We start from the raw sequence: 19,077 nt of genomic DNA, 5'->3' as shown, positions 1-19,077 counted from the left end.
TGGACTTGCGACGTACAGCTCAGAGGAAAACCGACTACCAGCGGAAGTGGGCGAACGCGCGGTTGGCCTGGGCAGCCTTGTGCACGTCGTCACGCTTGCGGATGGCGCTGCCCTGGTTGACCGAGGCGTCCTTCAACTCATTGGCGAGGGCGACATGCATCGGCACACCCTTGCGGGCACGGGCGAAACCAACAATCCAGCGAAGGGCCATGCCCAGCGAGCGATTGGGGGCAACTTCAAGGGGCACCTGATAGGTAGCACCACCCACACGGCGAGGCTTCACTTCCACGCGAGGCTTCACATTTTCAATCGCGCGAGTCACCAGCTCAAGCGGATCAACGGCTTCGCTGTTTTCGTTGAGGCGATCGATGGCAGCATAGACCAGACGCTCGGCGAGGGACTTCTTCCCACTGACCATCAGCTTGCTGATGAGGCCGGCGACGAGCTCGCTGTCATAGCGGGCGTCTTTGTAGGTATGCTTGGTGTAAGTGCGCTTCCTGCGGGACATGTGGTGAGGCAGTTAAAAGTTTCGCTATCAGGACTTCAGGGCTTACTTCTTGCCTTTGGCAGGAGCAGCAGCAGCACCGGGCTTCGGACGCTTCGCACCGTACTTCGAACGGCCACGACGGCGCTTGTCCACGCCAAGGCAGTCCAGCGTGCCACGGACAATGTGGTAACGCACACCCGGAAGGTCCTTCACACGTCCACCGCGCACCAGCACGATGGAGTGCTCCTGAAGATTGTGGCCTTCACCGCCGATGTACGCAATCACCTCGAAACCATTCGTGAGACGAACCTTGGCAACCTTACGAAGAGCCGAGTTCGGCTTCTTGGGCGTTCTGGTCATCACCTGAAGACATACACCACGACGCTGAGGGCAATTCGCCAGTGCAGGGGACTTGGATTTGGCCGCTTTATCCTGGCGGCCATGTCGCACGAGTTGATTGATGGTGGGCATATCGACGGTGTCAAAGATTCTCGCTCGTTCGGTCACGAAACGGAAAGACACGTCACCCTTGTGGGTTGCGCTTCTTGTCCGGGGCTGCTTCCGATAGGAAGACCCGCCGAAGCGGGCCTTAAAAACCACCCCGTGTTACCGGGGCCGAGGCTGTGGGAGCGCAGATACTACGGAGTTGTCCAAACCGTGCAACTCCTTTTTGCGCTTCTCCCCGGATTTTTTGAACCGAAAACGACATTTTTCACCCTCCATCCGGGCTCAAAGGCCCGGAAGGGGCAATTTTCCACCCTCAAAAGCTTCTAAATGCCCTTGTGAGCGATGTCTATTTCAGATATCCGAAATAATTTTTGATAGATCACGGCACAGGGGATCACTTCCTGGCCCCATCTCCCAGATGCGGATGCCTATAGCAGGTGTTTTCCGCGAGCTGCTTCCTATTTCGCAGCAGCCAATGCGGCCTTCGCCGTATTCACGCTCGAGAGCTCCTGGAGGTACGTCGAGTACCGTTGGAACAAGGTCGTGAATTCACGTTGCAGGGAGTCCACCGTCTTACGTAGGGCCATATCCATGTCCTGCGCTTCCTTGCCGCTGATGGGGCGTGAGGTGTCGAGGGCCGGTTTGGCCAGGTCGACTATCTGCGTGCGGCGCTCCTTCAAGAGCTCCTCATTCCTGGCGATTTCCCCCTGGAGAGTTTTGCGATGCTCGTCACCCGTAGCCTTGGCTAGCCATCCATTGAGGGTCCTGTTGTACTGCTCCAGTCGATCCACACTCTTCTGCAAGCCTTCAAGGATTTTTCCCCTCTGGGCATTGGTATGCGTCATCAGGCGCTGGTTTTGCTTGTAGTCCTCGTTCACCGCGAATGTGGTGCCGTACCACCCATTGTCGATCTCCTTGTACTTGTCGTAGTCCTGGTGCTGGGGCATCGACTGGTTCAGGGCGAGGATTTGCTGCACGCGCTTCTCCATGCGGGAATCCACTTTCGCAATGGCGCGCTGCTTCTGTTCCATCGTGAGATTCAAGGTGGGCCGCCGCATCTGCTCCATCAGGTCAGCCCGCTTCCGCTGGTAGAATTCGATGTTCTTCGCCAGGCGTTTCACCGTGTCCTCTTTCAGCCTCGCCACCTTGGTGCGGGAGTCTTTCGAGTCCCCCACCATCTTCAAGGTCTCGATGATTCGATCGACCGTTGCTTCGATTCGGGCATCAGACGCCTTCAGTTCATCCAGCATCAGGTCCGATCGTTTTTGTCTCGCATCCACCTGCGCTTTGAGCTGGGCCTTGTCGAGCGGAGCCGGCGGCGACTGCGCATCGAGGTCTGTCGTCATACCAGCCAGCAGGACTGCCAGCACTGCGCTCGCGCGAGAGAGGGATGAGTGCATAACGGTGAAGGTGTTGCGCCCCGAGTATGCCCGCCCTCCTCTCTAAATGTCTAGAGTAAACAGATGGGACGAAAGTCGGATTGGCTTGGCCCCCTGGACGCCAAAGCAAACACGGGATGCATTTCAGCATCCCGTGCACGCGGAGGGTTTCAGAATGATCCCGTTCGACTACCAGGAAACGACGGGAGGCGTGTTCGGCACAGGGATGAAGCTATATACCTTGGGTCCCCAGACGTTGTTCAGTTCGTTGGACTCGACGATATTGCCCGTCAGTTCCGCTCCCGTGTCATTTTCCCAGTCGTCGTCGGTACCCCACAGGTAGCGGTCCACCAAGAGGTAAATCTCGATCTTGGTGACGCCCTTGGGAATGCTGAAGGAAACGGTGGAGCTTTCATCGGCAATTTCCGTGACCTCGAGTCCTTCAGTGAAGGAGACAAATCCACATAATCCCTTGGAACCGACCGGGTATTTAACAGGATCTTCAGTCGCGAGCACCTTGAAGCCAAAGATGCAGGCAAAGTGATCCGACTTGGCCGTGCCCCAGTTCGCCACAGTCACCTTCGCGGAGTAGGCGCGATGCCACTGATTGTCATACTCCTGCTTGCGGGTGGCAGTGAATCCCAGCGGCACAAGGTCCGGCCTGGGAATCTTGATATCTGGATGACGTTCAACCGGTCCGGTCGTGATGACGGGCCCATTGCCGCCAGCGAAGGCAGTCAAGGTCAGACCAAGGGCAAGGGCGGGGTGGATGATGTTTCTCAGAATACTGGCAGGGAGGCTTTTCATGGAGGGGCGCCTGAAACAACAGGCTGTCCTCAATGCATGTGAACATCAGGGCGCCCTGTGACATTCCATGGGGAAACCCCGGCAGCCTCCTGCCTGGGCCATCATTCCTGACGCGCTTCTTTGATCTGAGCAGACACCGCGGGCAGCTTTTCCAGGAGCAGGCGCGACGACTCCGGCAGTGTCTTCATGGTCATCGGGATAACCTTGGTGTCCTCCTTCTCGGGCTCGCCTGTTTTCCTACCAATCTTGTAGACGGTATCCAGCGAGCCGTCCGCAGCTAATTTGACCCCGGCAGCGGCGGAATTGGGCACACTAAGATAGAAGCTGCTCAATGGTGCAGAAGACTCATGCGCCGCAGCAGCCTTGGTGCGCAGCTTGGCCTTGGTGAGTTCGCGGAAGAGCTCCTTGGCGGTCAGCTCGGCGGGATTGATGAAAGCGACGCGTTCAGCCACAAGGATCTCAGAGGGAGGAATGTCATCAACAAGTTGAGCCTCGCTCCGTAGCTTCAACGCAGCATTCAACTCGTTTTCAATCAGAGGGAAGTGGGTGCATCCCAGAACAAGCATGCCCAGGCCGGGAGTTTTGTGATCGAACTTTTTGCCAGTCACCGTTTCCGCCACCCTCGGCTCCTGCACCATTTTGTTGATATCGTATCTGGCGTACTCAACGACAGAGTTCAACACCGTCGAGTCCGGACCTGCATACGCCACCGGCCGTTCCCCCACCCCATTCCAGACGTAGGCAGGATTCCCCTCAATCGCACCCGCCAACCCAATGCTGCCCTGCTGGATGACACGAGGCACCGGTTTACCCACGAGACCCGCAGCGCGGGCGATGGCTTTGGGATACGCATTGCTGGCGCAGGTGCCGACTGTAGCCAAGATACCCACGGTGGGCGGCGGGCCATCGGCGGGCAACTGCTCCACCACCGCACGAGCTCCTGCTTCCACCACGCCAATGACTGGCACGTCTAGCTGCCACGTCTTGAGCGCGGCGCGCATGTCATCGAGGCCATACGCCGTGGCCGTGTTGCACGCGATGACGACCGCCTTCACCGCCGGCTTGTCGAAACGTGGTCCCTCGGCGCCGTGGTAACGCTTCCCGAGCAGGAACACCATGTCCTTCACAATGAGTTCGCGCAGGTAATCCTCCCGTCCCTGGGAGGGGTAGTTGCCATACGGCATGTTCGCCTGGTCGCCGAGGTAGATGAACCTCTCGCCCGCGAAGTCGGGCACGCCGTCGGCACCGGGTTGGAGAGTCTTGTTGTTGAAGCTGTCGAGCTTGAGGATGGCCTCCAGCACCGTGAGTCCGCCAATGCCGGAATCGAAGACGCCGATGGGAAGCTCTGAGCGGTCCCCTTTCAGCGCAGCGAAGTCGATGCTGTTCGCTGCGGTGCCGTCTGGGTGGGAGGCAACGTGCTGGATGAGAGGGTCGAGCGCGGGAAGGAGTGCGGGTGGAGTTTCGGCGGGCAACGAAGGCACCGAGGTTGAAAGCAACACGCCGATTGCCCAAGCGACGACCCGCTGAAATCTCCCATACTTCATGCAGACAACCAACTCCTGACTTCCCAAGCGCGCAAGCGCTCGAATGAAACTCCGACGCGCAGCGTCCTTGGACTGCGGATGCCTGCAGCCGCTTTCCCAAAGTGCAGCCTGCTGCACGCTTCACCGCGACGAAGTCGCCAAGTTTTCAGGACACATCACACTACGAGGGAGTGCCCCCATCGCCACAGCAGGCTGTGGACTCTGGAAAGCGGCAGCAGGCTGCCGCAGTCCAAGGTGCTTCGCACGCCGGCTATCACGCTCATCTCCGCTCCACCAACGCCTTCACCACTGCCTCTGTTCCCTTTCCTTCAGCTTTGCCAACCAACTCCAGCGAAGCCTTCCCTGCGCCGAAGGTCGCCACGGCTGGAGCGATGCTTTCCTTCGTCTCATTCACCACGGTGGTCTTCACGGGAGCGCAGAGGCTGAGCAGGGCAGGCACGTCGCCGTACTTCACGGCACCGGGGACGAAGTTCATGTCCCACACGTCATCAAGTTTCGCGAATCGGAAGCCTTCGGTATCCACGAAGAGCTGGTTCACCTTCGACTGCGCGATGCCCACAGCGGCGGCGGCAATCGGTCCCGCGCCTTCCACGCCAGCAACGTAGAGCGTTTCAGTGCGATACTTGTCGTTGTCTCGAATCATGGCGATGCTGGCCATCACGTCGCGTACACGCTCGGCGAAGAGTGAGGGATTGTAGCCATACTGGTAGCCCGCGTAGCCGTAGAACGAATCGAGCTTCTTCTTGCCATCGTCATACACATTCGGATTCTTCTTGGCGTCCTTCATGTAGAGGTTCGGGCAGGCAATGGAGAAGCCTTCCGCAAGGAGCTTGGTGGCCGCCGGAGTCAGATCGCCATTGCCATCCAAAATGGAAGCCTCGCCCTTCAGCGACACCCAGAGCACCACACTGTTGTTCCACTGCTTTGGATAGATGAAGGTGGTGTCCACGCCACCCAGTTTGCTGGTGGTGATGCCGCGCATGAGCAGGTAGCCACCCTTATCCTCCTTCGCGCCGAGGCCGTGCACGGATTCTCCCTTCGCGGGCATCTTGCCGCCAATCAGCACCTGCCAGCCAGCACCGAGCACTTCCCGTTGCTTTGCCACATCCGCCTCTGTCCTGGGTGCCAGCAGTGGGGCAGCCTGCTTCGCGGTGTCCTCCGTGAACCACTTCACCAGTGCCTTCTCATGCGACTCGCCGATCTTGTCCCCGGCGGGTTTCGGATGTTTCGCATTCCAGACGCTCATCTCTTCCTCCGAGAGAAGCTGGAAGTCGCGCTCCAGCACCGGCTCCTCAAGACCAAGCTTGAAGTGCTTGTTGTAGAAGTTGTACATCGCTGTCCGCGACACGTGATTGTAGTTGTGCGGGAAGTGCGCGGCGAAGAGGGCTGTCACGTTGTTCGGCACGCCCAGCATCGTGTAAAGGTTCTTCAGGTCGGGGAAACCTTTGGTATCCAGCTCCTTGGTCCAGTCATTCGCCGTGGTCATGCCAATCGGGCGCGGCGCGGTGAGCGCGGCGAAATCGATGTTCCCCTGGTCGATGCGCAAGTGGTTGGTGTTCTCACAGGTGCATCCGCCCTGCATGGCCGTGCTGACCATGACACAGGGAAAGGCAGCCGTGACCCTCTCATCCAATCCGCTGAGGATCATCGTCTGTGTGCCCCCACCACTCGCTCCGGTGCAACCAACACGTGCGGAATCCACGCCGGGCAGAGAGAGCACAAAATCCAACGCGCGAATGCTGTTCCACGTCTGGAGATTGAAGTAGCCGACCAGTTGCGATTCGGCATCCGCGCTGATGAATCCATGCGCCTTGGGTCCATGACGATGCTCGATATTTCCACTGGCGTCGGCGAACTGCAGGCTGTCGGCATAGCCCAGCATGTCATAGTGGAAGACTGCACAGCCCATGCGCGCGAGCTGCGCGCAGCGGGCCTGCAATGGTGAGCGGGCGGCGTTCTCAAAGCGCTCGGCACCGGTGGCGATTTCCTTCTTCACACCGGCATCGTTCAAGTTCATGAAGCGACCATTCGGCCAGTGACCATGCGGGCAGAGTACCACAGGCATCTTTTCCCCGGGCTTCTTCGGCAGGTAGAGATTGCCGGTGACGTAGTGACCGGGCACCGATTCGAAATACACCTTGTCCACCGTGAAGTCGTCCCTCTCCACACGACCGTGAATCACCGCGTTGAGTGGTGTCTTGGTGGGCATGGGCACGAGTCCGCAGGCCACCTGCGTACGCCGTAGAATTTCCGCGCGGCGCACCGCCCATTCCTCCTTGGACTTCACCGGGGTGAAGGGGAAGTAGCTCTTGTTCAGATCGCGCAGCTCACGCACGGGCACGGTCGCGGGAGGATCCGCAGCATGGGCAAACGTCGTGAGGGACGAAAGGAGTACCACTGTAGCCCCGATGGACTTGAGCGAAGGCAACTCGGAGAGGACGCGCGCGATGGATTTCATGCACAGGTCGATACGGAGACGAGCACGAAATCTTTTTACTCATCCCGTCTGGCAAGAAATCTGTCACCACTCAACCTGGCCGTGCGATACTCCGAAAGGGGGAGTCCCCCAAGTCCTCGTTCAGTTCGGTGGCGTAGCCAGCAGAACGAAAGGCAGCAAGAGAACAGGCTTCTTAGCTCCTTCTGGAGTGGGCAGCTTCATCTCCGAAGGACCAATGGACCAGAAGTTTCCACCTTGTTCCTTTGTGATTAAGAACATCAGATCAAGCAACGAAATGCTGGAAAGATCTGTTTTCAGCTCAATCACACCACCCATCCGTTGCCCTCCCATGCCAATCTTTGCGAGACTGATGTGAGGATGACCTGCCAGCGCTTTTTCCAGCAAGTCAAATCCACTGTACTTGCCAGCCTTCACGGGAGCTGTGCTCAATTTGGCCAGTTCTGCCGCCTCGTCCCCGATGGTCAGAACCCCGCTCGCGCGCACCTGAACAAGCTTCGCGTTTACAGGCGCCAGCAACTTGATATCGAGAACATCGCGTGGCATTCCGGGCACGTCTTCCAACTTGCTGACCCCAGGAAAATTCGCCTTTGCTGAAAGCGTTCCATCTTGGGGATAAATCAGCCCCACGGCCGGCTGCTTGCCACGAAGCAGGACGGCGAGGTCCGCATATCGCACCTGGAGCTCCTCACCTCTTGAGCACAGCAAGGGCAGCACTGCGAGCAAGGACCAAAGCCAGGTCTTCAACCACCAAAAGCTAGTAGGTCTGCACATCGGTCTAAAAAATACAAAGTGTCTGTCTCTGTGTCAAAACTCAGTGCATAACCTCACGCCAAAATTCTGGCCGCTGCTGTCGCACCGTCCACCGCTCAACGTCGCACCGGCCCCCTCCGCTTTTCTGCCGTGTTTCGGTACTTTTGCGAATTAGGCTCTGGTGAACGCCTGTGCAGCTGTTCACGGGCGAGACGCAAGGATTGACACAGGAGAGCGTACGACCTTTTCTGTCCCCACTTCAGACTCACTCTTTCTACTCAACGCCAGGAACTCCATGAAGAAATACAAAGTCGGCATCATCGGTTACGGCTGGGCGGCGGGCGCGCACATCGCAGCCATCAACGCCACCACCCACGCACAGGTCACGGCAGTCTACTCCGCCCGCAAACTCGACGACGCCGAGGTGAGCGCACGCCACGGTGGCACCATCAAGACCTACACGGATTTCGATGAGTTCCTGAACTCCGGCATCGACGTGGTGGACATCTGCTCCATGCCAGCACTGCACGCCGAACAGGCCATCGCAGCGGCGAATGCGAAGAAGCACATCATCCTGGAAAAGCCCATGGCCATGAACATCGCCGACTGCCGCGCCATCGTGGCGGCAGCGGAGAAGAATGGCGTGAAGGGCTGTGTGTGCTTCGAGTGCCGGTACTCCGGCCAGTTCCTCGCCACCAAGTCGGTGCTGGATCAGGGCCTGCTGGGCGAACTGCACTACGCGGAAGTGGACTACTACCACGGCATCGGACCCTGGTACGGCCAATTCCGTTGGAACACCGGCAAGGAAAACGGCGGCAGCGCCCTGCTCACCGCCGGCTGCCATGCGCTCGATGCCCTGCTCCTCTGCATGGGCAATGATGTCGAAAGCGTCTCCAGCCTGTCCACGAAGTCGAAGAGCTCGATTTTTGAGCCTTATCAGTACGACACCACCAGCGTCACGATTGTGAACTTCAAGGGTGGCCGCGTGGGCAAGTGCGCCGCCGTGGTGGACTGCCTGCAGCCCTACTACTTCCACACGCACCTCTGCGGCAGCGAAGGCAGCCTGCTGGATGACAAGTTCCACTCCATGAAGCTGGGTGCGGACAAGAGCGGCTGGAGCAAGCTGAACCTGAAGATGCTCGACAGCGGTGATGTGAGCGACCACCCCTACCAGACCCAGTTCCAGGCGTTCTTCGACGCGCTGGAGAAGGGCGAGGACATGCCGCTCACCAGCTTCCGCGAATCTCTTCGCAGCTTCGAAGTCCTCTTCGCCGCGGACAAGAGCGCTGAGGAAGGCGGTCGCCCGGTGAAACTCAGTGAGCTGTAGTAATCGACTTGTCGGACCGCTCATGGGCGCTGATAGAACGCTGATGGTTTCCATGATGCGAACAGCCGTTGTTGCCTTGCTGCTTGGCGCAGGATTAACCTCCTGCGCCAGCTTCAAGAAGGAAAAGTCCGGTGCCGAACTTCGAAAGGAAGGATACGATGCGCTGCTGAAGACGGTGAAGCCGGGAATGTACCGGCGGCAGCTTTATGCAGTACTTCCGCCGCACAAGAAGCCCACGGCCCAGCCGCCCAGCGTTTGCGCCTTCGCAGGTGTCTTGATGTACTGGGCACACCACGAAAGACACGAACTGGATCCGGAATGCCATCTGGAAGTCTCCTACCAATTGAAGAATGGCAATGAGTACAAGAGACGCAAACGGTCCATGCACGGCACACCGGTCAATCTCTCTTCCATGCATCCAATCACACTGGATACGATTGGCAAATTGTTGATGGAAGCGTCTGCCCAAACCCAATTCGCGGATGGTGAGACGAACTCAAAAGAAAATCCAGACGACATCATTCTGTCAGTATCCAAGGTGCATCTCAAGGATGAGCACCCAGCGGAGTTCGGCATCCCCGCATACACCATTCACCCCACCCAGGAGCATGGTGTGAAATTCGGCCGCGAGAGGGAATCCAGAAACGACTTCCCCTTCCGTGCTGGACCGCCTTCTCCATTTGCATCGGGGAAACCAAAAGCAGTTTCAGACAGGCCTCCCCTCCCTTGAAGATTCCAAACCGCCCATCTCCTCCTTTCGACACATTTTCCATCCAGCCCAACACCCATGCCCTCCGCTCTCGCCATCTTTGCCCACCCTGATGACATTGAATTCGTCGCCGCCGGCACGCTGCTGCTGCTGAAGAAGGAGGGCTGGGACATTCACTACATGAACCTGTGCTCTGGCAACGGAGGCTCGGTGCAGATGAATGCGGAGGACACAGCAGCCAAGCGGTTGGAGGAGGGTAAGGAGGCCGCGAAGATCCTCGGAGCCACGTTCTACCCGCCCATCTGCCACGATCTGGAACTGAACTACACCCCCGAACTGTTGCGCAAGGTGGCTGCCGTGGTGCGGGAGTCGCAGGCCAGCATTGTGCTGACGCATTCGCCGCAGGACTACATGGAGGACCACATGTTCGCCTCCCGCCTTGCGGTGAGTGCGGCCTTCATGCATGGCATCCCCAACCTTGCGAGCGACCCGCCGCGTGACGCCTATTTCCATGATGTGGCGGTGTATCACGCCATGCCTCATGGCCTGCGCGATCCGCTGCGCAAGCGCATCCGCGCCGGGCAGTATGTGAACACCACCAAGGTGCACGCACAGAAGCGCAAGGCGCTGGCCGCGCACGAAAGCCAGAAACACTGGCTGGACGTGAGCCAGGGCATGGACTCCTACCTCATCACCATGGATGAAATGTCCCTCGCCGTAGGCATGCTCTCGGAGCACTTCACCCATGCGGAAGGCTGGCGCCGCCACCTGCACCTCGGCTTCAGCAGCGCGGAGACGGATCCCCTCAAGGAAGCGCTGGGCTCGGATTGCCTCATCAGCGTGGACTATGAGAAGTGGCTGGAGGAGTAGGGCCTGCCGGCCTCGTTTCCCGCGCCCCTCCTCAAAAAATGACGAAATCAGAATGCCGGATGACCTCTGTGCATTCTGCGCTCAGGAATAGGCGAATGCTGCGTTAAGGTTGGCCACTCTGCAGTCAGCCATCATCCGCAGTTCGACAAACCAACTTTCGACTTTCCTCTCATGCCCCGCAAACAAAGCCACATCGCCCCCGACTGGTGGGACTACACCACCCTTGATGACTCCCTGATCAACGACGCCGCGCGTCTCTCGGCACGCGACCTGCAGCAGCTTTCGCGCCCTGGGTTCAAGGTCGTGATGTATGACACGCTGGAGGACTTTTACCTCGCGGAGGCCCTGGAGTATATCCATGCCTGGCGCCAATCCACGGCAGACAATCCGGTGGGTATCTGCGGGCCGATTGGACCCACGGAGCAGCTGCCTCTCGTAGCCCGTCTCGTGAATGAGCTGGGCATCTCGCTGAAGACAGCCCACTTCTGGGGTATGGACGAGTGGTATGACGTGACCACCAAGAAGGAGGTGCCCATCACCCATCCTCTCTCATTTGAAAAGGCCGATCGTGAGCTGTGCTTCAAGCGCATCGACCGCAAGCTGGTGATGCCGGATTCAAATCTGCATTTCCCCCTGGGCGATGTGAGGGAGTACGTGAAGAGCTGGAAAGCCGGCGTGCGCTGCGCGGTGATGCAGGGTGGACAGGGCGACATCAAGCACTGGGCCTTCAACGATCCCGTGAAGCGTACCGGTAAGTACAAGAGCGCGCCGCCCTCGCCTGAGGAATACCGCAAGCTCGGCACCCGCGTGGTGGAGCTGCACCCCGTGACACTTGCCCAGAACGCGCGCACCAGCGGCGGCGGCAATGTGACCATGGTGCCGAAGATGGCCATCACCGTGGGGCCGAAGGAAACCTGGATGGCCGACAAGGTCAGCATCTGGCACGCCGGCGCACATGACAATCCGCTGGGCCAGCGCCTGACCGCGTTCATGATTTCCAAGGGCATCGCCGACTCCGCCGTGCCGATGTCACTCCTGGCGGACCATCCGAATGTGCAGTTCAACTACTACCGCGGCGGCATCGGCTCGGTGGCGGTGGAGATGCACTAGGGAGGGTTGATAGTTTTTGGTCGATGGTTGATAGCCTGAAATCGGGTGCCGGTTTCAGGCTTCATCGATCTTGGCACGACAGTATGATAGGCTGCGGCATGCCCTCCCCTGCTCTGCCCTTCGAAGAAACCCTGCTCTGGCAGCACATTGCGTCCCAATATCAGGGGCGGCTGGAATCCATCCACGGACCTGCGCATTGGAAGCGGGTGAGGCGAAATGGTTTGCTGCTGGCTACGAAGACGGGGGCGGATCCCGTGGTGGTGCGGCTTTTCTCGGTGTTTCATGACAGTCGCCGCACGAATGATGGCTGGGACCATGGGCATGGAGGACGCGGAGCGGAGTTTGCCACGCAGCTGCGCAAGGAGTGGCTGGGGAATATCTCAGACGATCAATTCGAGCTGCTTCACTATGCGTGCACGTGGCATACGGACGGCCACCATCACCATGACCCGACCATCGGCACGTGTTGGGATGCGGACCGGCTGGATCTGGGGCGAGTGAGCATCATCCCCTCTGCAGAGTTCATGAGCACGGCCTTCGCAAAGGAGATGGCGGCTGCTGGCAGCATCCAACCCTACCTGCCGCATGATGATTGGGAGATGAGCTAGGCATGCCTGTTGCTATTGCCCAGGGGTCTCACGTCGGAGACAAGCGGCGTGTGAAAGTCACGGATGATCATCTCAGAGTTGGATACACCATCACCAAACCCCTTGACTCAATGCAAAAAATCTTCATGGGGAGATTGAGAAAATCATGTCGCAGCAACCGCCTTTCTTTCATCACGTCCTTTCTATGACCAGAAAAATCGGGATGTGGTCTGCGCTGGCCACGCTGTGCCTCACTTTGAATGCGTGCGTCTACCAGGATCACGCAGAGCAGGTCTACATGACGCTTGCCGCGAAGCCTGGTGCACAAATCGAGGTCTACAGCGAGCCTCCCAACCGCAAATACGATCTGGTGGCGGATATTCAGGCCAATGGCGCTCCGGAATCCTTCTATAAGAAGCGGGCTGCCAGCCTCGGAGGCGACGCCATCATCTTCAAGCGCGTGGGCGGCCCCGTCTACCTGGGCGCCATCAGCCCATCCGAAGCTCCCATCAATGGGATTTACACACGCGCCACTGCTTCAGTCATCAAATTCAAATAACATGAGAATCCTTCTTTGCAGCCTGATTGCCCTGACACTGGCCTCTTGCGCCAACGTTCAAGTGACCAAGACGTCCAAGGGAACTTACGCTTCCACGAATCCGAACTTCGTGGAGGTCCTCAAGACCCGCCCTGAGCGCAGCTATGAAGAGCTGGGTGCCGTTGATGCCATGGGTTTTGGCCCGTCTGAAATCGCCAAGATGCACAATGGTCTCCGGGCAAAAGCTTCCACCCTGGGTGCGAACGCCGTGATCATCACGGACGAAGGCCTGATCAACGATGGCTGGGCGATTACACGCTTCGCCAGCGGAGTGGCCATCCGATATAAGTGAGAATGGCCCTCGCATCTGTGAGTCCGTCCTTTCTCATTTGAAATCCGGCCCCGTGATGCGGCCATCGCCATCGCGATAGGTCACGTTGCCCACGGGGCTCACGTACTTGGTGCCGATGATGCGGCCGCTTCCATCACGATAGGTTGTGGTGGAAGTATCCCCTGCGGTGGTCGTGGTGGCAGTGGTGGTGATCACGCCACGCGCGTTCCGCGTGGTCTCCGTACCCGTGGGAGACTTGTAGGTGTTGCCGATGATACGACCATCGCCATCGCGATGCGTGGTGGTGGAAGTCTCGCCTGCTGTCGTCGTGGTGGAACTGGCGATGATGCGTCCGCGACCATCACGCGTGATGACGGTACCCGTGGGCGTGGTGTACGACTGTCGATCAATGCTGCCACTGCTGCCTCGGTCGGTCTGTGTCGTGCCGGTGGGTGGTGTAGGAATGGTGGCGATGTTCAGGCTGAGGTTGCCTGCGGACATGTCCTTGCCCTTGGTGACGATGGCGGCCTGCTTGGGCGGTGCGGCGTGCGCGGTGACTGCAAAGAGCGCGCATGCCAGAGGAAGCATTGCGAGAGTCTTCATGGCGGCAGAATTTGAGGTGTTAGGTATGACAACGTTTCTACAGACGACGTTCGTCCCCAAAAAAGTCACTTGGCAGATTAAATCGACTCTTCAGCATGAGTCATGCCTGAAATTGCCCCCGGACCCACCTTTCCATCCTTCCGGGAGGCACTGCAATTCTGGATCAAACTGGGCTTCATCAGCTTTGGTGGGCCTGCGGGGCAGATCGCCATCATGCACAAGGAGCTGGTGGAAAAACGGCGATGGATCAGCGAGCCACACTTCCTGCATGCGTTGAATTTCTGCATGCTGCTCCCTGGCCCCGAGGCACAGCAACTCGCCACCTACCTCGGCTGGCGGTTGCATGGCGCGCGCGGAGGCATCGCAGCCGGGGGATTATTTGTGCTGCCCTCAGTGCTCATTCTTTGGGCGCTGAGCTGGCTCTACATGACGCACGGGGATGTGGGCTGGGTGAAGTCCATCTTCTATGGGCTGGTGCCCGCCGTGATTGCCATCATCACCAGCGCAGGATTACGCATCGGGAAGAAGGCACTCAAGACTCCCGCTCTGTGGCTGCTGGCCGCGGCTTCCTTGGTGGCCATCTTCTACTTCAAGGTGTCCTTTGTGATCATCATCCTTGCAGCAGCACTGATTGGCTGGGTTGGCTCACGGGTGCTGCCGGGGCAATTTCCCGCAGGAGCATCGCATGGGGGTGAGGACGACGATGGTGAGGATGGCTTTCTCAAGCTGCCTCCGTGCCAGTCCGCCACCTGGACCCGCACCGTGAAAATCACCCTGGTCTGCTGTGCGCTCTGGTGGATTCCCATCGCGCTGGTTGGCGCATGGCAGGGCCTGGCGAGTGCGATCTTTCAAGAGGGTGTCTTCTTCAGCAAAGCAGCGCTCATGACCTTCGGCGGCGCGTATGCGGTGCTGCCGTATGTGGCGCAGCAGGCGGTGGAGCATCATGACTGGCTCTCCCAGCCGCAGATGATGAGTGGTCTCGCGCTCGCGGAGACCACACCGGGTCCACTGATTATGGTGCTGCAGTTTGTGGGGTTCGTCGGTGCATGGCAGCATCCCGGAGGCTTGAGCCCTCTCGCCGCCGGCACTTTGGGAGCGCTCATCACCACCTGGGCCACCTTCCTCCCCTGTTTTCTGTTTGTGTTTCTCGGTGGTCCTCATGTGGAACACCTGCGCTCGCGCCCCACACTCGCGGTCATGTTAACATCCATCACCGCAGCGGTGGTGGGGGTGATCGTCAATCTCGCGGTGTGGTTCGCCTGGCACGCGCTGCGCCCGCCAGAGGGCGGATTCGATTGGTATGTGCTGGTGGTGTCGACAGCAGCATTCGTGGCGCTGACAAGATTCAAGGCGGGGGTGATGCAGGTGATTGGTGTGTGTGCGGTGCTGGGGCTGGTGTGGAAGTTGGGGTTGGGGATGTAATTCGATATTACAGACCATGGCACCCTCTCCGCGACCCCTTCAGGGTCGAATGATATTTTGTATCACACCCAGGGTGTCGGTCGCTGAGGCTCCCTAACCCTGGGCTGTGCTCCTGCAGCCCTTCAGGCTGCGGCTTCGAATGTTTTTCATCCATCACTGCCCATCGAGCATCTGTCAGTCTACTACGATGCAACGGGTCGCTAGCGCGAGTCGCCAGCTTTGGGTGTTGCTTCCTTCAGTCTGGCGATCGCTTCTTTCAATCGGGCTTCCGCAATGGCGACTTCGCCTTCGGCGCGGGTTTGTTCCAGGGTGTCCCGCTGCCCTTGGGCTACGAGTTGGGAGATCATCTGCAGATGTTCTCGTGCGGCGCGCAGGTGGATTTCGGCCACCTTTACGGGGTCGCCGGTGAGTTCTGCTTGGAGCACCTCGACCTTGAGTTGAGCTGCTTGATTCTCCAAGGCGTCAACGCGCCCTGCTTCGAACATGGCTTTCAGCAGTGCTGCTTCGGCCTGTGCGGCCTGCAGTTGTGCTTCCCGGACTTGCCTGGAGGGTTGTCGCTGAGGTGTGGGATTCTCTTTCACTCCCGCGGCACTGGCCTTCGCTTCCATCAGCCTGGCCATCGCAATGGCCACCTCGCCTTCGACCTTTATTTTCTCCTGTGCAGAGACACTTTTACTCTCGTAGAGAGTTTTCAGGCGCTCCAGCCGTCGCTGTGCGGCGGCGAGCGTGACCTCGGCCACCTGCACGGGGTCACCTGTCAGTTCCGCAGCGAGGAGGTCCACCTTGTCTTTGGTTGCGTCGTACTCGGTGGCACTGAGGATGCCAGCTTTGTAGGCGGCGTCCTTCTGCAGGAGTTCAGACTGGGCTTGGGTGAGTTCGGCTTGCTTTACCAGGTTGTATTGATGCGATGCGGTGGAAACGGATTGGGGCGGGGCGAGAGTCACTGTCGCTGCGGGCACGGGCACCCGGACGACGGAGAAGAATATCCAGAGAGCGGTGTTGATGCTGCCCACGATCAAGGCGGCCTTGCCGAAGGGTTGCCGCGCGACGGGTATGGCGAGGAAGATACCCAGCAGGGCGGTAGCGAGGATGGAGTTGAACAAGACCGCCGATTCTCCGTCACTCAGCCAGGCCCAGGCGCCCAAGATGCCGCTGAAGGCCGCGAAGAACGCTGCCGCTCCCGCCAGTGGCGATGCTGTAGATTCGCGCGAAGTTTCACCTGTAGTTGCCGTGCCGGTGCGAGGCGTGACGATCGTAGTGGCGCTGGAGTGGGCCGAGGCGGGGCCATCCGTGGAAAGTGGCCTTCCGCGTTTCCCACGGATGCGGCCCAGCATCAGCACGAACAGAAAGCCTGCGGCCACTATCGGCGGCAACAACGTGGATGAGCGCAGAAGCGAATCCACGAACGTTTCGAGCCCATCGACGCGACGCACAAACCAAGCAGCTAGTAGAAACGACAGCAGCACTGGACTCAAAATCGCGATCAAGACCCAAGGGGAGCTGGGAGGCACGCCCAGATTCTCCGCTGGAGTCTGCTGCGGTGGCCTGCCCGTGATGCGCTCCACTGCCCGCCGCGCCTCAGCCCACCAGTCCTCCGTGGCGTGATTGAACTGGGATGGTAAGCCAAAGAAGCCCTCCTGCGGCATGAGAAACACCTGCTTCACACTTCCGCCGTCCCCATACGAGACACTGATGAGTTTGATACCAGCGGGATTCATCACGCGGGGATACTGGCCGAGGCTGAGATCCTGAATCGATGCGAGCGGAATGACCGTGGAGTGGCCATGCCTGGTGAAGGTGATCTGGCGGTCGTCCAGCACCAAATGCCCACGGCAACGGCTGAAGTGCCAGAACTGATCGGAGGCGCTGACCATGCGATCGGGCGTGGCGAAGGTGCCTGAGGACACTCTCAGCACTCGGGGCGATGGTGAATGCGCCGTGACTCCAGATGCGGTGCCCTGTGCGACGGTCTGCACCCGGGTGCGAAACTCGTCCGCCGTCTGGAAGCGCAGCTCAGGTGTCTTCTCCAGAGCACGCAGCACGATCTCATCGACGCGCACGTCCACGAGCACACGTTTGGAGGGTGGAATGAGTTCTTTCCCCGGACGCTCGCCCGTGAGCATTTCGTAAAACACGACACCGAGGCTGTAGATGTCCGCCCGGTGATCCGTGGTAGCGGAGCCTTCGTGCTGCTCAGGCGCGGCGTAGTCCGGGGTGCCCACGGCCATGGTGGCTTCCGATGTGGCCTCACTCGTAGCATGAGGCTCACTTTCAGAAGGGGAAAGCGGTGTACCAACCATCTTCGCGATTCCGAAGTCCGCGATCTTCACATTCCCACTTTTGTCGATGAGCAGGTTCTCCGGCTTGATATCACGGTGCACAATCCCGCGATTGTGTGCGCACTGCAGGGCATCACAGATGGGAGGCACAATGCGCAGGGCCTCTTCCGGAGTGAGTTTCCGCGAGCGGAGGAGCTGGCGGAGATTCACGCCATCCACGTACTCCATCATCAGGTAGTAGAATCCACCGGCCTGCCCGAAGTCATGCACACTTACAATGTGCGGGTGATTCAGCGCGGCCAGCGCCTGGGCCTCGCGGGTGAACCTGCTGGCAAAGCTCGGATCATCCGCCCTCTCGGGAGCAAGCAACTTCAGAGCGACGAGGCGATTGAGAGTTTTCTGGCGCGCCTTGTACACCACTCCCATGCCGCCGCGGCCAAGACACTCCAGAATGTCCAACTGGGGAAAATGAGGCGCGAGGTCCGCAGGCGACAGCGCAGGCATGGGGATGGTCACGCCCCCCGCCTGTGTCGGCTTCATGGCCTCAGACATGAGACAGCGCGGGCACAGCCCCTCTGTCGCCTCCTGAAGCTCGGCTCCACAACGGACGCACTGGCGGGAAGAAGAAGATGCGCTCATGCCTGTGTCCTGACGTGTGGCCAACCAAGTGTAACACCGTTTTTTCTCACCCTCCGAGTGCGGCAAAGAGACTGCGCATTTCCTCATCCACCATGGCCGGGTCATCGAGCGTGCCCGCTATCTCCCCCTTCACGAGGTGGCGGAACCGTTGCTTCAGGCGATGCACGGACATCCTCAAGGCACTCGGGCTCAGTCCGAGTTCTGCGGCGAGCCCTGCTTGATCCCCATGGTCGGCATCCCCCATGAGCCACGGCTTGACCCGTTCAAAGACCATCGTTCGCCCCTCTGAGGTACACTCCGCCTTGAGTGCATCCAGGGCGCGAGCCAGGACCGTGAGCGCCCACTGGCGATCAAACTCCGCATCGGGGGACACCTGCCGTGCATCCGCCACCTCACGGGCTTCTTCATCATCAATGGCAAGAATCGCCGCCCCTCCCCCTCGCTTTTGCCGGGAGCCAGCCGCATGCTGATTGAAGAGGAAATGCCGGGCCGCACCCAGAAGGTAGGAGCGGAAGCGGCCGCGCTCCCGTTCTGCCGTCCTGATGGCGCCGCCGCCCAGCATCTGGGCAAAAAAAGCGTGGCTCATCTCGCGCGCAGCATCTGCATTGCGCAACTCGCAGCGGAAGAAAGCCACCACGGGCTCATAGTACGCGTCGCATAGTTCCGCAAGCGCCCGCCGCCCATCTTCCGAGTCCACCTTGGCCAGGCAGACCCGCGTCCAGCGCGTGGTGTGGAAGACAGCGCCCGACTGGATGCCTGGGGAGTCAGTGGTCATGGTATGAGCAGGGCA

At 59.4% G+C, this 19,077-nt stretch carries 18 protein-coding genes; 8 read left to right on the top strand and 10 right to left on the bottom strand.

Going from position 1 to position 19,077, the window contains the following annotated elements:
• Positions 1-34 precede the first annotated feature (34 nt).
• From rpsG to DES53_RS03280, 7 genes are all read right to left on the bottom strand, one after another.
• Complete coding sequence (rpsG, locus tag DES53_RS03310) at positions 35-508, bottom strand: 30S ribosomal protein S7 (protein ID WP_113956767.1); 474 nt, start codon at positions 506-508, stop codon at positions 35-37.
• Between the two features lie 42 nt (positions 509-550).
• A complete protein-coding gene (gene rpsL, locus DES53_RS03305; protein ID WP_113956766.1) occupies positions 551-958 on the bottom strand; it encodes a 30S ribosomal protein S12 in 408 nt (135 codons plus the stop codon).
• A 434-nt stretch (positions 959-1,392) separates the two neighbouring features.
• Positions 1,393-2,334 carry a hypothetical protein gene (locus DES53_RS03300; protein WP_113956765.1) on the bottom strand — a complete coding sequence of 314 codons (942 nt, stop codon included), beginning with the start codon at positions 2,332-2,334 and terminating at the stop codon, positions 1,393-1,395.
• Between the two features lie 168 nt (positions 2,335-2,502).
• The gene (locus DES53_RS03295; protein ID WP_113956764.1) at positions 2,503-3,120 is read right to left on the bottom strand and encodes a hypothetical protein; all 618 of its coding nucleotides are present in this window, start codon (positions 3,118-3,120) and stop codon (positions 2,503-2,505) included.
• Positions 3,121-3,221: 101 nt separating this feature from the next.
• Complete coding sequence (locus tag DES53_RS03290) at positions 3,222-4,592, bottom strand: glutamate racemase (RefSeq protein ID WP_170156815.1); 1,371 nt, start codon at positions 4,590-4,592, stop codon at positions 3,222-3,224.
• 331 nt (positions 4,593-4,923) lie between these two features.
• On the bottom strand, positions 4,924-7,122 hold the full coding sequence (locus tag DES53_RS03285; protein WP_113956762.1) for an acetylxylan esterase: 2,199 nt from the start codon (positions 7,120-7,122) through the stop codon (positions 4,924-4,926).
• A gap of 120 nt (positions 7,123-7,242) precedes the next feature.
• Positions 7,243-7,749 (bottom strand): hypothetical protein, encoded by a 507-nt coding sequence (locus DES53_RS03280; RefSeq protein WP_170156814.1) that lies wholly within the window; start codon positions 7,747-7,749, stop codon positions 7,243-7,245.
• A gap of 418 nt (positions 7,750-8,167) precedes the next feature.
• Here DES53_RS03280 and DES53_RS03275 point away from each other — a divergent pair, with 418 nt between their 5' ends.
• The 7 genes from DES53_RS03275 (at position 8,168) to DES53_RS03245 (ending at position 13,365) form a co-directional block, all read left to right on the top strand.
• Entirely contained in the window at positions 8,168-9,199 is a 1,032-nt protein-coding gene (locus tag DES53_RS03275; protein WP_113956760.1) for a Gfo/Idh/MocA family protein, read from the top strand.
• Between the two features lie 52 nt (positions 9,200-9,251).
• Positions 9,252-9,929, top strand: a complete 678-nt coding sequence (locus tag DES53_RS03270) for a hypothetical protein (RefSeq protein ID WP_147263194.1) — start codon at positions 9,252-9,254, stop codon at positions 9,927-9,929.
• Between the two features lie 57 nt (positions 9,930-9,986).
• Complete coding sequence (locus DES53_RS03265) at positions 9,987-10,778, top strand: PIG-L deacetylase family protein (protein ID WP_113956758.1); 792 nt, start codon at positions 9,987-9,989, stop codon at positions 10,776-10,778.
• 171 nt (positions 10,779-10,949) lie between these two features.
• Positions 10,950-11,888 carry a sugar phosphate isomerase family gene (locus DES53_RS03260; protein WP_113956757.1) on the top strand — a complete coding sequence of 313 codons (939 nt, stop codon included), beginning with the start codon at positions 10,950-10,952 and terminating at the stop codon, positions 11,886-11,888.
• 98 nt (positions 11,889-11,986) lie between these two features.
• Positions 11,987-12,496, top strand: coding sequence for an HD domain-containing protein (locus DES53_RS03255; RefSeq protein ID WP_113956756.1), 510 nt, complete (start codon positions 11,987-11,989; stop codon positions 12,494-12,496).
• Between the two features lie 184 nt (positions 12,497-12,680).
• Positions 12,681-13,034 carry a hypothetical protein gene (locus DES53_RS03250; protein WP_147263193.1) on the top strand — a complete coding sequence of 118 codons (354 nt, stop codon included), beginning with the start codon at positions 12,681-12,683 and terminating at the stop codon, positions 13,032-13,034.
• A gap of 1 nt (position 13,035) precedes the next feature.
• Positions 13,036-13,365, top strand: a complete 330-nt coding sequence (locus DES53_RS03245) for a hypothetical protein (protein ID WP_113956754.1) — start codon at positions 13,036-13,038, stop codon at positions 13,363-13,365.
• Positions 13,366-13,398: 33 nt separating this feature from the next.
• Here the strand turns inward: DES53_RS03245 and DES53_RS03240 are convergent, their stop codons facing one another.
• A complete protein-coding gene (locus DES53_RS03240) occupies positions 13,399-13,947 on the bottom strand; it encodes a hypothetical protein (protein WP_113956753.1) in 549 nt (182 codons plus the stop codon).
• A 102-nt stretch (positions 13,948-14,049) separates the two neighbouring features.
• Between DES53_RS03240 and chrA the strand changes: the two genes are divergently transcribed.
• Entirely contained in the window at positions 14,050-15,369 is a 1,320-nt protein-coding gene (gene chrA, locus DES53_RS03235; protein WP_170156813.1) for a chromate efflux transporter, read from the top strand.
• A gap of 200 nt (positions 15,370-15,569) precedes the next feature.
• Here the strand turns inward: chrA and DES53_RS03230 are convergent, their stop codons facing one another.
• Together DES53_RS03230 and DES53_RS03225 are read right to left on the bottom strand one after the other, a co-directional pair.
• A complete protein-coding gene (locus DES53_RS03230; protein WP_170156812.1) occupies positions 15,570-18,188 on the bottom strand; it encodes a serine/threonine-protein kinase in 2,619 nt (872 codons plus the stop codon).
• 145 nt (positions 18,189-18,333) lie between these two features.
• Positions 18,334-19,062, bottom strand: a complete 729-nt coding sequence (locus DES53_RS03225; RefSeq protein ID WP_113956751.1) for an RNA polymerase sigma factor — start codon at positions 19,060-19,062, stop codon at positions 18,334-18,336.
• Positions 19,063-19,077 lie beyond the last annotated feature (15 nt).

Origin of the sequence: Roseimicrobium gellanilyticum, assembly GCF_003315205.1 — a bacterium.
Taxonomy (GTDB): Bacteria; Verrucomicrobiota; Verrucomicrobiia; order Verrucomicrobiales; family Verrucomicrobiaceae; genus Roseimicrobium; species Roseimicrobium gellanilyticum.
The sequence above is the reverse complement of the archived record's forward strand: the minus strand, read 5'-3'. Positions and strand labels throughout refer to the sequence as shown.

Coding starts and splice junctions, on each gene's coding strand:
- DES53_RS03240 (WP_113956753.1), bottom strand. CDS start 13,947: ATGAAGACTCTCGCAATGCTTCCTCTGGCATGCGCGCTCTTTGCAGTC.
- DES53_RS03300 (WP_113956765.1), bottom strand. CDS start 2,334: ATGCACTCATCCCTCTCTCGCGCGAGCGCAGTGCTGGCAGTCCTGCTG.
- DES53_RS03250 (WP_147263193.1), top strand. CDS start 12,681: ATGACCAGAAAAATCGGGATGTGGTCTGCGCTGGCCACGCTGTGCCTC.
- rpsG (WP_113956767.1), bottom strand. CDS start 508: ATGTCCCGCAGGAAGCGCACTTACACCAAGCATACCTACAAAGACGCC.
- DES53_RS03265 (WP_113956758.1), top strand. CDS start 9,987: ATGCCCTCCGCTCTCGCCATCTTTGCCCACCCTGATGACATTGAATTC.
- DES53_RS03230 (WP_170156812.1), bottom strand. CDS start 18,188: ATGAAGCCGACACAGGCGGGGGGCGTGACCATCCCCATGCCTGCGCTG.
- DES53_RS03225 (WP_113956751.1), bottom strand. CDS start 19,062: ATGACCACTGACTCCCCAGGCATCCAGTCGGGCGCTGTCTTCCACACC.
- DES53_RS03255 (WP_113956756.1), top strand. CDS start 11,987: ATGCCCTCCCCTGCTCTGCCCTTCGAAGAAACCCTGCTCTGGCAGCAC.
- DES53_RS03295 (WP_113956764.1), bottom strand. CDS start 3,120: ATGAAAAGCCTCCCTGCCAGTATTCTGAGAAACATCATCCACCCCGCC.
- DES53_RS03285 (WP_113956762.1), bottom strand. CDS start 7,122: ATGAAATCCATCGCGCGCGTCCTCTCCGAGTTGCCTTCGCTCAAGTCC.
- DES53_RS03260 (WP_113956757.1), top strand. CDS start 10,950: ATGCCCCGCAAACAAAGCCACATCGCCCCCGACTGGTGGGACTACACC.
- rpsL (WP_113956766.1), bottom strand. CDS start 958: ATGCCCACCATCAATCAACTCGTGCGACATGGCCGCCAGGATAAAGCG.
- DES53_RS03275 (WP_113956760.1), top strand. CDS start 8,168: ATGAAGAAATACAAAGTCGGCATCATCGGTTACGGCTGGGCGGCGGGC.
- chrA (WP_170156813.1), top strand. CDS start 14,050: ATGCCTGAAATTGCCCCCGGACCCACCTTTCCATCCTTCCGGGAGGCA.
- DES53_RS03270 (WP_147263194.1), top strand. CDS start 9,252: ATGATGCGAACAGCCGTTGTTGCCTTGCTGCTTGGCGCAGGATTAACC.
- DES53_RS03245 (WP_113956754.1), top strand. CDS start 13,036: ATGAGAATCCTTCTTTGCAGCCTGATTGCCCTGACACTGGCCTCTTGC.